The following is a 13,606-nucleotide window of genomic DNA, read 5'->3' as shown; positions in this document are numbered from 1 at the left end:
AGTTTGTGAAATTAAGCAGGCTTTATAGGCCTTTTTAATTGTTTTTGTACGGGATACAAAGCTACACAAAAATATGATTTGAGCGCCTAAATGTTTAAATAAATTATTTGGTTGATAGTGAGCGAGTAACCAAAATATAAGTCAAAAAAAATGTCCAGACTAAGCTGGACATTTGAATAAGGATCATTTTGTAATTATTTTTCTATCATTTTATAATAGCGAACATAATCAACTTCCATTTTTTGAGGGAAGATAGTGTCGTCAATCCCTTGAGCGCCGCCCCAATCGCCACCAATGGCTAAATTTAATAATAAGTGAAATCTTTTATCGAAAGGCCAAACTTTGTAACCTGTACCTTCATTGGCAAATTCAAATACCATCACACCATCATAATAACCGCGAACAGCATACGGAGTCCAATCAACTCTGTATTTATGGAATGCTGTGCTTGCATCGGGAATATTTTTTGTACTTGTTTTTTGGGTATTGATTTTAAAATAATATGCCTCTGTATGTGTGCTGAAATGCACATTATTTTGATCGTAACCAACATGTTCCATGATATCTATTTCACCAGATTTAGGCCAATCTCCATAGGCCCTATCGGTAGGTAACATCCAAATTGCTGGCCAGGTACCTTTTCCGGTTGGCAATTTTGCACTAACTTCAATTCTACCGTACAATACATCCAATTTATTTCTGGTTACTAACCGAGCAGAAGTATAAGCCATTCCATTCATGCTTTCTTTCTTTGCTGTAATACTTAGTTTCCCATCAGCTACGCTAGCATTTGCTAACGCATTTGTATAGTATTCTTTCTCGTTATTTCCCCAGCCAGAGCCACCAAGATCATAATCCCATTTTGCAGTTGCAGGTAAACCAGTATAATCAAATTCATCTGCCCAAAATGGTGTGGCTTCAAAAGTCCAATTTTTATCTACAACTACAACTGGTGTTGGAGGAATAATAATTGGTTGCTCTACTTCCTTACCAGAAGAGCATGATTGACAAGAAAATATAGAGCCAGCTGAGAGCGCAATTAAGAAGTATGCATTTTTAATTTTTCTATAAATCATAGTAGTTAGTTTATAAAGCCTGATCTTTCAACCAGGCTTTTTTTGTTTCTATTTAAATTCGAAATCATCAATATAGAAAATCCCTGGATTTGGATGACCTTCGCCACCTAATTGTACTACAATCTTATCATATAAAGTTTGTGAAGCCCAACTAGAGTAATCGAATTCTAATTCTACCCAAGTATTGTATTGGGCAGGAGTAATTGTTTTTACCACTTCTAGCTGAGTTGTCCACGCATTGCCACCCAATAATGAGTTTTGCAATTTAATAGAAACCGTTGGATGCACTAAGGTAAAATCATTTCCTCCAGGGAAGAATACTTTCAGTTTGATTTTGTTTTTTGTGGTTAAATCGAAACGATAAGGCATGGTAACGTTTAAGTTTCCATACTGACCATCAGCTCCTGTTCTTTTTTCATAATAGCCAACTTTAGCCGAAGTGTTTACAGGGAATTTTGATGGGTTATCATAAGATCTCGTATAATCCATATTTTCTGCAGTCCAGTTAAAGGTTGCTGTATTTTGGAAATCATCAGTAAGGTTAGCGGCTTGCATTGGCTTTTGAACAGGAGGTACAACTGGTCTCACATATCCTTTTCTTATCAATTTCAAATACCAAGCATTACCAGCATTGGATTTATCTAAACATCTTAACCACATTTCATCATCAGTTAAGGAAAGAATTTGATATTGAGACACACCTAAATAATAAGCGATAAAACCATTATTACTAATCGTGATGTACTTAATGCCATTTACTGTAGTAACTAACCAAGTTAAATTGGTAGCAGGAGTGTAGTTTACTGTTGGATCATCACTACCAGTAGGCCCACCAATACCAGGTGCATTGGATGCATTGGCAAATGTAGTTCCATTGTTAACATATGTGTATTTCAATGCATTCATATTAAATGTCATCTCATCATCGTAAAACCCGTTAGTTGCTTTCTCATTTGGACCAGCTTGATACCAGTCTGGGAATTGAGAACCAATAGGTCCAACACCTAAGTGACCTTGTTGTGTTTGATCAATTACCCAAGTTTTACCTGTTAAATTAGATAAACCTCCAGAAAGAGTTGTAAAAGCAGGGTCTGTAAGCATAGCTGGATTTGTATTGACAACTACAACTGTTTTAGTACTTGATGCATACCCGCCATCAGTTACAATAGTTAATTTAACCGTATAAGTTCCAGCTAAAGGATAAGAAGCCTGTGCATCTGTACCTTCGGCAGTTGCTCCATTTCCAAAATCCCAAATGGCTTTAAAGCCTGGACTAGTGCTTTTAAAATTAATGATATTGGCATTTGTAGTGGTTGGGGTTGCAGTGAATTGAACTTGCGCTGCCGTAGGAGCAGCACCCAATTCTTTCATAGAATCTTCTTTCTTACAAGAACCCAATATGGTTAACATCAGACCTAAACTAAGCCAGATTGATGTTTTTATCGTGTTTTTTAATGATTTCATTTTTCTAATGATTAATTAATATAACCTGGATTTTGTTTAATACCACCTTTAGTAACATCAATTTCTGTTTGAGGAATTGGTAAATATTCGCTTTGATTAGCTTTAAAACCTACTGGGCCTAAAACAGTAACCGCCTTACCCGTACGCACTAAATCAAAGAAACGATGTCCTTCAGTAGCTAATTCTAATCTACGTTCGTTATAGATATTATCTAGCGTAGCTGGAACAGATGCTAGACCAACTCTAGCTCTAACTGCATCTAATAATTCTTTAGCTCTTGCTGGGTTTGAACCTGCTTTAACCAAGGCCTCAGCTTGCATTAAATAAGTATCGGCTAATCTGATTTCAATTTCATCAATAGGCCAATTTTGTTCGGCTACACCACTCGCAGAGCGGAAAGCTTTTAATGGAGCATATTTTTTAATGAAATAATCTGTGTTTTGGTAACGAGCATTGTAAGTTGCACCTGCAGCTTTTAGTGCAGCACCATCAATAATTGTAGCAGAAAAACGTGGATCAGTTTTTAACGCATTAACTAAATCTAAGGTTACTGGACAGAAGCCCCAACCGCTTGAATAGGTATCGCCGTTATAACTATCCATACCAATAAACTGAGTGCCAACATTACCTTCGCCACCATTAATCCAACCCCAATCTGACCAAGCAGCATTATTTGAGTGAGGGATTTCTAGAATTGATTCCGAATTGAATTTATTAGCAGGATTAAAAATGTCTGCATAATTTGGCAATAAAGCATAACCATATGCATTTCCGACTTTGTTAACATCTTCAAATAAAGTAATGGTTTCAGCTAATTTTGCATTATCATTTTCATACAATAATACTTTAGCCAATTGCGCTTTTGCTGCACCCATTGAAATCCTACCTTTTTCTGTAGCAGAAATTGTTGGAGGTAAACCTGGATAAGCTTCCCTTAAATCTTTCTCTATTTGAGCATAAACTTGAGCAGGAGTTGACTGAACTTGTTTGTACAACTCGTCAGTTGCTAAAACTGAAGTGATTAAAGGAACTCTTCCAAAAAATCGAACTAAATCGAAATAGAAATATGCCCTTAAGAATTTAGCTTCAGCAGTTACTCTTGTTTTAAAAGCAGCACTTAATGTAGTTGCTTTTTCAATTTTACTCAATATTAAGTTTGCACGATTAATCCCAGTATAGTTTTTACTCCATAATCCACTTTGTGGGCCAATTCTTGGATCCATTTTGAAATTATCATAAGCTACCCAATTTGGTTGATCTGAAGCGTTACTTCCACCAGCCCAACAATCATCTGATGCTGCACTTAATAATGGCATCTTCATGGTATAACCACCAGTTGTTCCCCATTGAGTTACATCGTAAACAGAGATAATTCCCTGCATTACTTCAGTCTCATTTTTATAAAAATTGTCTTCTAAAGCAGTTCCCTTTGGTGTTAGCTCCAGAAAATCTTTTTTACATGATACGAAAATCTGCATTACCGCAACTATTGCGATCATACATTTTATATATTTTTTGTTCATCTTTTATATAATTAAAATCCAACATTTAAACCAGCGAAGAACGTTCTAGCTTGTGGGTAAAATCCACGATCTACACCGTAACTGCCACCACCAATTTCTGGGTCATAACCTGTGTATTTGGTTAAGGTTAATAAGTTATTAGCCATTACATAAAATCTAAGTTTGTTTAATCCAGCTTTACGAATCAAATTAGTTGGTAATGAGTAACCTAATTGCAAAGTTTTAATTCTGAAATATGAACCATCTTCAATAAATAAACTAGAAACACGACTGTAGTTTTTGTTATCATCTGCTAATGTAAGTCTAGGTGTTGTATTGCTCGTACCTGGTCCAGTCCATCTGTTTAAAATAGCGGTTGTGTAATTCGCAGTTGGTAAATCAAATCTTCTTAACGCATTGAAAATTTGATTGCCCGCAACGCCTTGTCCTAAAACAACCATGTCAAAACCTTTGTAAGCAACGTTAAAAGTTAAACCATAGGTGAAATCTGGAGTTGGATCACCAATAATTTCTCTGTCGTTATCGCTAATTAAACCATCGCCATTTAAATCACGGAATTTGATATCACCAGGCCTAGCATTAGGCTGAATTAATCCACCTGCACTATTTTTGTAATTAGTGATATCAGCTTGAGTTTGGAACAATCCATCGCTTCTATAACCATAAAATGAACCAATGGCATAACCAACTTTGGTACGAGTAACTTCTAAACCTTGAGGTGTAACTGTTTGTCCACCTAAAAAATCTTTGTCATCACCTAAGAAATCAATATTATTAGTTAAGAATGAAGCATTTGCTGCAACTCTGAAAGAAACATCGCCTAGTTTTTTGTTGTAACCTAATTCTAGTTCGAAACCTTTGTTAGACAAATCTGCAATATTCCCGATAGGACCTGAGTTACCTACATAACCAGGAACTGCAATTTGCAATAACATACCTGATGTTTTTTTATGATACCAATCTGCAGTAATCGTAAAGTTGCCAAATAATGTTGCATCCATACCAATATCTGTTGATGAAGTTTCTTCCCATCTTAAATCTGGATTAGACAAAGCATCAGGACTTACGCCATTATTTAAACCAGCTGAAGTCCCTAAAGTATAGTTTCTTCCACCACTAACAGTTGATAGATATCTAAAATCTCCAATGTTATCATTACCAGTAATACCATAAGATCCTCTAAATTTCAAGAAAGTAACAACTTTGTTTTTAGGGAAGAAATTTTCATTACTTGCAATCCATCCCACAGAACCTGATGGGAAATAGCCGTATTTGTTATTTGGGCCAAAACGTGATGAACCATCTCTACGAACAATACCAGTAAATAGATATTTCTCATCATAATTATAAGTTAGACGAGCAAACATTGAGTTCAAAGTATTTAAGTATTCGCCACCATAAAACACATCATTAGCTCTAGAAACAGGGAATTGTAAGGAAGCATCCTTAATGTTATTAACAGGAATACCATCTTTAGAACCTCCATTAGTTTCGCCTTTGTTTTTTTGTGCTGAATAACCCAATAAAACAGTGAAATTATGTCTCTCAATCGCTTTGTTATAGCTAATCGTATTTTCTAATGACCAGAATAAACCTCTATTAGTGTTTCTATTATAAGAAGTAATTGTAGTTTGATTTATAGAATTTAAGTAATAAATAGGAGTGAAGCTATCGCTACCCCAAAAAGCTAAATCAACACCACCTTGTGATCTTAATTTTAAACCCTTAATAACTTCTACTTCAACAAACGCATTACCTACAATCTTATCAGACCAACCTCTGCCTTGAGCAACTGCTAAAGCCGCTAATGGGTTTAATATTTCTGATTGTGCATAACTAGAAATTCCATAAGGAAAACCTTGAGCATTTCTAACAACAGGATTACCAGTGTATAATGGTAAATTGTATTTTGCTGGGTCTGTTTCTACAATTGGAGTAATTGGATCTATATTAATTGCTCTATTTAATGGAGAACCATATTCTGTATTAGTCGCAACTCCAACTGAGTTTGTACGAGTATAACCAATGGTTTGTCCAAATTTAATGTGTTTAGCTAATTGATGTTCTGAATTAAAACGAGCAGTAAATCTTTTGTATTTAGAGTTATCAGATGCAACTATACCATCTTGATCAAAATAACCAAAAGAACTATAATAAGTAGATTTTTCATTTCCACCACTTAAGCTTAGTTCGTGATTTTGAATTTTAGCACTGTTATTAAATACTGCAGATTGCCAATCAGTTCCTACGCCATATTGAGATGGGTTAGGGAAACGAGGTGTACCAACTGATGGATTTGCAGCAAACTCAGCTTCATTATATAAAGTGGCATATTGAGTTGCGTTTAATAAATCCAATTTTCTTGATGGTGCTTGTGTACCTAAATAAGTATTGTAATTAACACTCATTTTTCCATTTTTATTACCTCTTTTTGTGGTAACAATGATTACACCATTTGCTGCTCTAGCTCCGTAAATAGCTGCTGAAGCCGCATCTTTTAAAACTTCGATAGATTCGATGTCGGCTTGATTAAGGTAATCAATACCACCACCAACTTGCACTCCATCTACAATATATAAGGCTTCACTATTGTTAATTGAAGTAGTTCCTCTAATACGTAGTGTAGCTCCATCGCCTGGTTGACCAGAACTTGTAGTAATAGTTAAACCAGCAGTTCTACCTTGTAAAGATTGTTCAATACGTGTTACGGGCATGTTCTCTAAATCAGAAGCTTTTACTTGTGAAATTGCTCCTGTTACTACACTTTTCTTTTGTGTACCATAACCTACAACAACAACTTCTTCTAATTCACTTTGTGAAGCAGTCATTACAATATTAATTGGTTGCGTGTTATTTACTACAAACGTTTGCGTAGCCATACCAATTTGAGAAAATTCAAGAACCGAACCTGATTTAGGAACTTTGATTCTAAATACACCATTTTGATCTGTTGCTACACCAGTGTTTGTGCCCTGAATTTTTACGGATACCCCGGGTAAAGGTAATCCATCACTTTTGGAAGTTACTTTTCCTGATACATCAATTTCCTGTGCTCGGAGGCTCAGCGAAAAAAATAGGGAAAAGATCAAAAGAATGAACGTAGATTTTCCTTTCATAACAAATAATTTAAGTTTATATTTTGGTTAGTTCTATTAGCCAGTCTTTGGGAATAATCCCGCCAGTTCTAGCAAATGTCGTGTAACAAATATATATCGAGTGTTACCTATTAATGAAAAATTGACCCACTACAATACCCATACAAGCACAACTTTTTTCTTCTAAATTATTCGAAAAACGCATTATTGCACTACAACATTGATAAATTTACTATCTTGAATAATAATTACCTGCAATTGATTATAACCAAATATTTACTGTTACGCCTTGCTGAGATGAGATATTTTTTTCTGCTCTTTTTGATGGCAATCTTGCCTCAATTTTATTTAAAAGCACAAGATCCAATTGGCTTGCCTCAGGTTAGTAGTTATACTAGTTTAGACTATAAAGGCGGAACTCAAAACTGGGGAATTGCTCAAGATCGAAATGGAATTTTGTATTTCGCAAATAACGAAGGTCTATTGACCTACAATGGTGCGTATTGGAAAATCTATCCCACACCCAATAAAACAATTATTAGATCTGTTAAAATAGATACAAGCGGTAAGATTTATATTGGTGGCCAGGATGAGATTGGATATTTCTTACCAAATGAATACGGCATCTTAACTTATCATTCTTTAAAGCACCTTATTCCGACTAAAGAAAGACAGTTTGCAGATGTATGGGACATTGTGTTTAATGGTAAAGAAATTTATTTCAGGACAGTTAATAAAATAATTCGCTTTAATGGTAATAAAGTTGATGTTTATCCAACACCAATTGCTTGGGTTTATATGGGAAGAATAGGAAATGAAGTTTTTGCTCAAGAAATAAATATTGGACTAAAAGTATTTAAAGAAAATAAATGGGATGTTATATGTGATGATAAAAGGATCAAAAGTGGAAATGTTACCGCCGTTTTACCATACAACGGAGATACGTTATTAATTACCACATTAAATGATGGTCTTTTTTTATTGAAAGGTAAAGAGTTAATTAATAAGAAAACAGCTGAGGACAAGATTTTCTATAATGATAGGATTAATGGTGCAATCCAAATTAATAAAGATTTATATGCGTTAGGAACTACCTCATCAGGATTACTGATTATTAATCACAAAGGAACATTGGTGAGGCAATTTTCTTACACCGAGGGATTATATAATAGTAATATCAGAAATATATTATTAGATCAACATCAAAATTTATGGCTGGGTTTAGATGATGGAATTTCGTTTATTGCCTTTAATAGCGCAATAAAACACATTTATCCCGATAGGAAAAGGCAAGTTTCTAGTTATGCAAGTAGAATTTTTGATAATAAACTTTATGTAGGAACTTCAAATGGTGTTTTTTCTGCGCCTTTAAATACCAAACAAGAAGATTTAAGCAATTCTCAATCTCAATTCTCTGAAGTGGTTAACACTAAAGGACAAACGTGGGGATTGGCGGAAATAAATAAACAGCTTTTATTGGCAAATGAAGATGGAACTTCTGTAATTGATGGTAATAATGTTAAACAATTATATAAGGGATTGGGAACCTGGTTGTTTTCGCCAATAGCAAAAGGAAATAATAATGTTATCGCAGGAACTTATACAGGATTACAATACATCAGTTTTAAGGATAATGAATTTAGTAATAGTGGTACAATAGCAGCATTAAATGAACCACTAAGGTTTATGGCTATAGATGAAAAATTAAATTGTATTTGGGCTTCACATCCTTATCGAGGCATATTTAAGATAGATTTATCACCTGATAAGCAAAAGATGATTAAAGCAACTTTGCTTACAAAAAAAGATGGTTTGCCATTAACCTTGTACAATTACATTTTTAAGGTAAAAAATCGAATAGTTGCAGCAACGGCTGATGGGATTTATGAATATGATTCGGTCAATAAAAAATTTAAGCCAAGTCAGTTTTTCAGACCAATTTTTAAAAAGCTATCTATTCAATATTTAACTGAAGACCCAGATGGAAATATCTGGTTTGTAACCACAAAAAAAGTAGGCGTAGTTGACTTTAAAAAAAATCGAAATAGCAACTTTACTATTGTTGAATTTCCGGAGCTTACGTCTAAAATTGTTGCAGGCTTTGAGAATATTTACCCATATAATGATAGAAACATATTCATAGGCGCAAACAAAGGATTAATTCATATAGATTATAGAAAATATGCTGCCAATATCTTTAAACCGAATGTGTTATTGGGACAAATTCGTATTGTAGGTAAAACTGATAGCGTATTTTTTGGGGGATATTTTACAGGAGATAGAAAAGCCAAGCACAAATTGTCATTTGAGTACAATTCCCTTCATTTTGAATATGCATCAACTTTGTTTGAACAAAAAGAAAACATAGAATTTAGTTATAAACTAGAAGGATACGATGACGATTGGTCCGCTTGGAGCAGTAAAAGCGAAAAAGACTACACTAATTTAGCTCATGGAAAATATGTTTTTTTAGTAAAAGCTAGGAATAATTTAGGTAATGAATCTAAATCAATAAGTTATGAATTTGCTATTGCTCCAGCTTGGTATAGGAGTAATGTTGCCTATGTCATTTACTTTCTATTATTTGTTTATACGTTGTATTTATTGATTAAAGTTCAAGAAAAAGACCACAAAAAACAGCAAGATAATTTAAGGCAAAAACATCAATTAGAGATAGAAAGAAATGAACAGCAGATTACTAAATTGCAAAAGAAACAGCTAGAAGCAGATGTAGAATTTAAGAATAAAGAATTAGCAACCACTACAATGCACTTAGTTCAACGTGGTAAATTACTATCTAAAATAGGAGACGAGCTTTTGCCATTGGTGCAACAAACCACAAGTAAAGACACAGCTAATGATTTGAAAAAAGTAATTAGGTTATTAAACGAGGCTAAAAAATTAGATAACGATTGGGAGCAATTCTCTATACATTTTGATCATGTCCACGCTAATTTCTTAAGTAATTTAAAGGAAAAATATCCAAATCTTAGTCCGAGTGATTTAAAACTTTGTGCTTATTTAAAACTTAATTTATCGTCAAAAGAAATTGCTCAATTATTAAATATAACTCCTAGAGCTGTGGAGGTAAGTAGATATAGATTAAGGAAAAAATTGAATTTGAAACCAGAAGTAAACCTCTTTGATTTTCTTTTAAATACTTCGCCTAAAAATACTTAACAACATTTATAATAAATTTTTACTTTTTGCTCTTTTGCAGACCAAGCAATGTAAACTTTGGTGTCTTTCCCTAAACGATAATCAAATCCATTTAATTTACTTGCTTTTAATTCTTCGTAAAAAGCTTTATCGGGTGTATTGTTATCAGGTTTTTCTTGCTCGGTTATAGCAGGAATTAAGAAATGTTCCTGCTCAAAAAAGAAGTTAACTTCATCATTTAAAAATTTGATTTTTTCGTCTTCTTTTTTTAAATCAGCGCTAGCTAAATAACTTTTAAGTAATTCTTCGGCCTTAATTTCTTTTTTATAAATCTGTACACCTTTATGGCTTGTAATTATAAACAACAAACTCATATTTTTAGATTCAGTTCCTTTTAAAACGATTTTAAAAGTGTCTAGTTGAACAGTATCTGTAAATGCTTGTAATGCTATTTTTTCTATATTAACAGCTACTTTTTTTTCGTCTTTCAATTGACATGCTGCAAATACAAGTACAAGAAACAAGAGAGAGAAATGAGAGCCTTTCATAGTTAGGTAGATTTACTATCGAAGATAGAAAAATATCTTAAAAATTTATTTTTTGTAAATCCTCAGGCGTATCAATCGCAATAGTTTCGATGTTGGTTATTTTAGTTTTAATCTGATAACCGTTTTCTAACCAACGCAATTGCTCTAAACTTTCAGCCAATTCTAAAGAGGATGGAGCTAATTTGGTAATCTGTAAAAGAGTAGAAGTTTTGTAGCCGTAAATACCAATGTGTTTATAAAATTGATGTGTTGTTGCCCAATTTTCTTTTTCCGCACTGCGAATAAAAGGAATAGGGTGGCGACTAAAATAAATAGCTTGTTGATTTGCGTTAACTACAACTTTTGGAATATTTGGATTGAAAAGCTCATTATCATCGTGAATTTCTTTAATCAATGTTGCTAGCTCAACAGTTTTATCATTAAAACAAGAGCTTACCAAATAAATTTGCGTTGGGTCTATAAAAGGTTCATCACCTTGAATATTAATAACTACATCAAATTCTGGAAGCTGTTGCACAACTTCTGCACAACGGTCTGTTCCACTTTGATGGTTAGCATTGGTCATCACAAAATCGCCACCAAATCTTTTTACTTCTGCTGCAATGCGTTCATCATCAGTAGCAACAACTACTTTATCTAAGTCAGCTTTTAAAGCCTGCTCATACACTCGCTGTATCATGGTTTTGCCACCAATATCAACTAATGGTTTTCCCGGAAATCGGGTAGAGGCAAAACGAGCAGGAATAATGCCGAGAGTTTTAAACATATTTAATGAAAATTGTATAAAGCACTGGAATTAAAATTATTAAAATTAAAACTACATACGATATTGGATGAGCAAAATTGAATGTCCAACCAAGTGTTTGATGAAGTTTTCTGACAACTAGTCTGGAGTCATTTTTATTAAAATAAAACATTCCCCATTTCCAATTCTCAGGATTGTCATGTTGAAAATCTTCTCCCATATTAATAATTAAAACAAGCCGTTTATTTCTGCTTCAATAGATTGAATAACAGTTCCTAAGTCTTCTGGGTTATTAGTGAAATCAAGTTTATCCTTGTCTAAAATCAACAATTTACCTAAATCATACCCTTTAATCCACGCTTCGTATTTTTCGTTTAATTTCGATAAATAATCAATACGAATACTAGCTTCATATTCTCTACCACGACGTTGAATATTATTTACCAAAGTTGGCACTGAAGCTTTTAAATACACCAACAAATCTGGTGGTTTAATAAACGAAGTAACATTGCCAAAAATAGCTTTATAATTATCGTGGTCACGAGAAGTCATTAACCCCATTTCATGCAAATTTTCTGCAAAAATGTGAGCATCTTCATATATCGTACGATCTTGAATTACATTACGTTTATGGCTATCTATCTCTACAATTTGTTGAAAACGGCTATTTAAAAAATAGATTTGCAAATTAAAACTCCAACGTTTCATGTCGCTGTAAAAATCTTCCAAATAAGGGTTATTATCTACCGCTTCGTATAAGGCTTCCCATCCGTAACTTTTGGCAAGTAAACTAGTTAAAGTAGTTTTTCCTGCGCCAATATTTCCAACTATTGCTATGTGCATATTTTATTTAGATATGAGATTTTTAGCTATGAGATTTGAGTTTTCAGATTTTTATAATTCTCAAATCTAAATCTCACATCTCAAATCTATCAATTAAAAACTTTTAAACCCAATTAATTCTCTAACTTCTCTGATGGTTTTTTGTGCGCTTTCTCTTGCTTTTAAAGCACCATGTTTTGCCACTTGACGAAGGTAAGATGTGTCCGCAGCAATTTCATTAATACGCTCACGCATCGGTGTAGTCGTAATAATCATGTCTTCAGCTAGTTGTTTTTTAAAATCGCCGTAGCGAATAGCCATTTTATTATATTGATCTTCAAAATGAGTTAAAGTATCTTCGGAAGAAACAATTTTCATTAAATCGAATAAATTCTGAATAGCTTCTGGTTTTTCTTGATTTTCTGCAGTCGGACCACTATCTGTAACCGCTCTCGAAACTTTTTTACGGATAATTTCAGGACTATCTGATAAATAAACTGCATTTCCTTCGCCCTCTGACTTCCCCATTTTACCTTTTCCATCTAAACCAGGTACTTTTACCAAGTTTTTAGAATAGCTAAATGCATAAGGTTCAGGGAAATAATCTTGGTTATACAATCTATTAAATCGATTACCAAACGTACGAGCCATTTCTAAATGCTGCTCCTGATCTTTACCTACCGGAACTTTTGTAGCCTTATGTATTAGAATATCTGCAGCCATTAAAACTGGATACGTCAATAAACCTGCGTTTACATTATCTGGGTTGCCGCGAACTTTATCTTTAAAAGAAGTACTTCTTTCTAACTCGCCCATATATGCATTCATATTCAAATACAAATATAATTCTGCAATTTCTGGTACATCAGACTGGATATAAATCGTTGTTTCTTCTGGATCTATACCACAAGCCAAATATTCTACCAAAACATGTTTCACATTTCCATGTAAATCTGCAGGAGTAGGGTGTGTAGTTAATGAATGTAAATCGGCAATAAAAAAGTAACAATTGTACTCATGTTGCATTTGTACAAAGTTTTTTACTGCACCGTAATAATTTCCTATGTGTAATTTTCCTGTAGAACGTATTCCGCTTACAACCGTTTCTTTCATAATGCCCCGAAATTAAGAAAAAACCTATAAATAGATTGCCATAATTTGTATTTTTGATTTC

General features: G+C 33.7%; 9 protein-coding genes. 1 reads left to right on the top strand and 8 read right to left on the bottom strand.

What is annotated here, in order from left to right:
- Positions 1 to 194: 194 nt before the first annotated feature.
- From GM921_RS05975 to GM921_RS05960, 4 genes are read right to left on the bottom strand one after another with little or no spacing between them, the layout of a single operon-like run.
- On the bottom strand, positions 195 to 1,076 hold the full coding sequence (locus GM921_RS05975) for a glycoside hydrolase family 16 protein (RefSeq protein ID WP_182921683.1): 882 nt from the start codon (positions 1,074 to 1,076) through the stop codon (positions 195 to 197).
- Between the two features lie 48 nt (positions 1,077 to 1,124).
- The gene (locus GM921_RS05970) at positions 1,125 to 2,540 is read right to left on the bottom strand and encodes a PKD domain-containing protein (protein ID WP_182921682.1); all 1,416 of its coding nucleotides are present in this window, start codon (positions 2,538 to 2,540) and stop codon (positions 1,125 to 1,127) included.
- 11 nt (positions 2,541 to 2,551) lie between these two features.
- The gene (locus GM921_RS05965; RefSeq protein ID WP_182921681.1) at positions 2,552 to 4,039 is read right to left on the bottom strand and encodes a RagB/SusD family nutrient uptake outer membrane protein; all 1,488 of its coding nucleotides are present in this window, start codon (positions 4,037 to 4,039) and stop codon (positions 2,552 to 2,554) included.
- 35 nt (positions 4,040 to 4,074) lie between these two features.
- A complete protein-coding gene (locus GM921_RS05960; protein WP_182921680.1) occupies positions 4,075 to 7,179 on the bottom strand; it encodes a SusC/RagA family TonB-linked outer membrane protein in 3,105 nt (1,034 codons plus the stop codon).
- Between the two features lie 276 nt (positions 7,180 to 7,455).
- Here GM921_RS05960 and GM921_RS05955 point away from each other — a divergent pair, with 276 nt between their 5' ends.
- On the top strand, positions 7,456 to 10,338 hold the full coding sequence (locus tag GM921_RS05955; protein ID WP_182921679.1) for a triple tyrosine motif-containing protein: 2,883 nt from the start codon (positions 7,456 to 7,458) through the stop codon (positions 10,336 to 10,338).
- Here the strand turns inward: GM921_RS05955 and GM921_RS05950 are convergent.
- The 4 genes from GM921_RS05950 to trpS form a co-directional block, all read right to left on the bottom strand.
- Positions 10,335 to 10,808 carry a hypothetical protein gene (locus GM921_RS05950; protein WP_182921678.1) on the bottom strand — a complete coding sequence of 158 codons (474 nt, stop codon included), beginning with the start codon at positions 10,806 to 10,808 and terminating at the stop codon, positions 10,335 to 10,337. The genes GM921_RS05955 and GM921_RS05950 overlap by 4 nt on opposite strands.
- Positions 10,809 to 10,902: 94 nt before the next feature.
- Positions 10,903 to 11,631 carry a 3-deoxy-manno-octulosonate cytidylyltransferase gene (gene kdsB / locus GM921_RS05945; RefSeq protein WP_182921677.1) on the bottom strand — a complete coding sequence of 243 codons (729 nt, stop codon included), beginning with the start codon at positions 11,629 to 11,631 and terminating at the stop codon, positions 10,903 to 10,905.
- A 207-nt stretch (positions 11,632 to 11,838) separates the two neighbouring features.
- Entirely contained in the window at positions 11,839 to 12,453 is a 615-nt protein-coding gene (locus tag GM921_RS05940) for a deoxynucleoside kinase (RefSeq protein WP_182921676.1), read from the bottom strand.
- Between the two features lie 93 nt (positions 12,454 to 12,546).
- On the bottom strand, positions 12,547 to 13,545 hold the full coding sequence (gene trpS / locus GM921_RS05935; RefSeq protein ID WP_182921675.1) for a tryptophan--tRNA ligase: 999 nt from the start codon (positions 13,543 to 13,545) through the stop codon (positions 12,547 to 12,549).
- Positions 13,546 to 13,606: the final 61 nt, after the last annotated feature.

Source organism: Pedobacter planticolens, assembly GCF_014172375.1.
In the GTDB taxonomy this organism is placed as follows: Bacteria; Bacteroidota; Bacteroidia; order Sphingobacteriales; family Sphingobacteriaceae; genus Pedobacter; species Pedobacter planticolens.
Note: the sequence above shows the minus strand (reverse complement) of the source record. Positions and strands in the feature narration are given on the sequence as shown.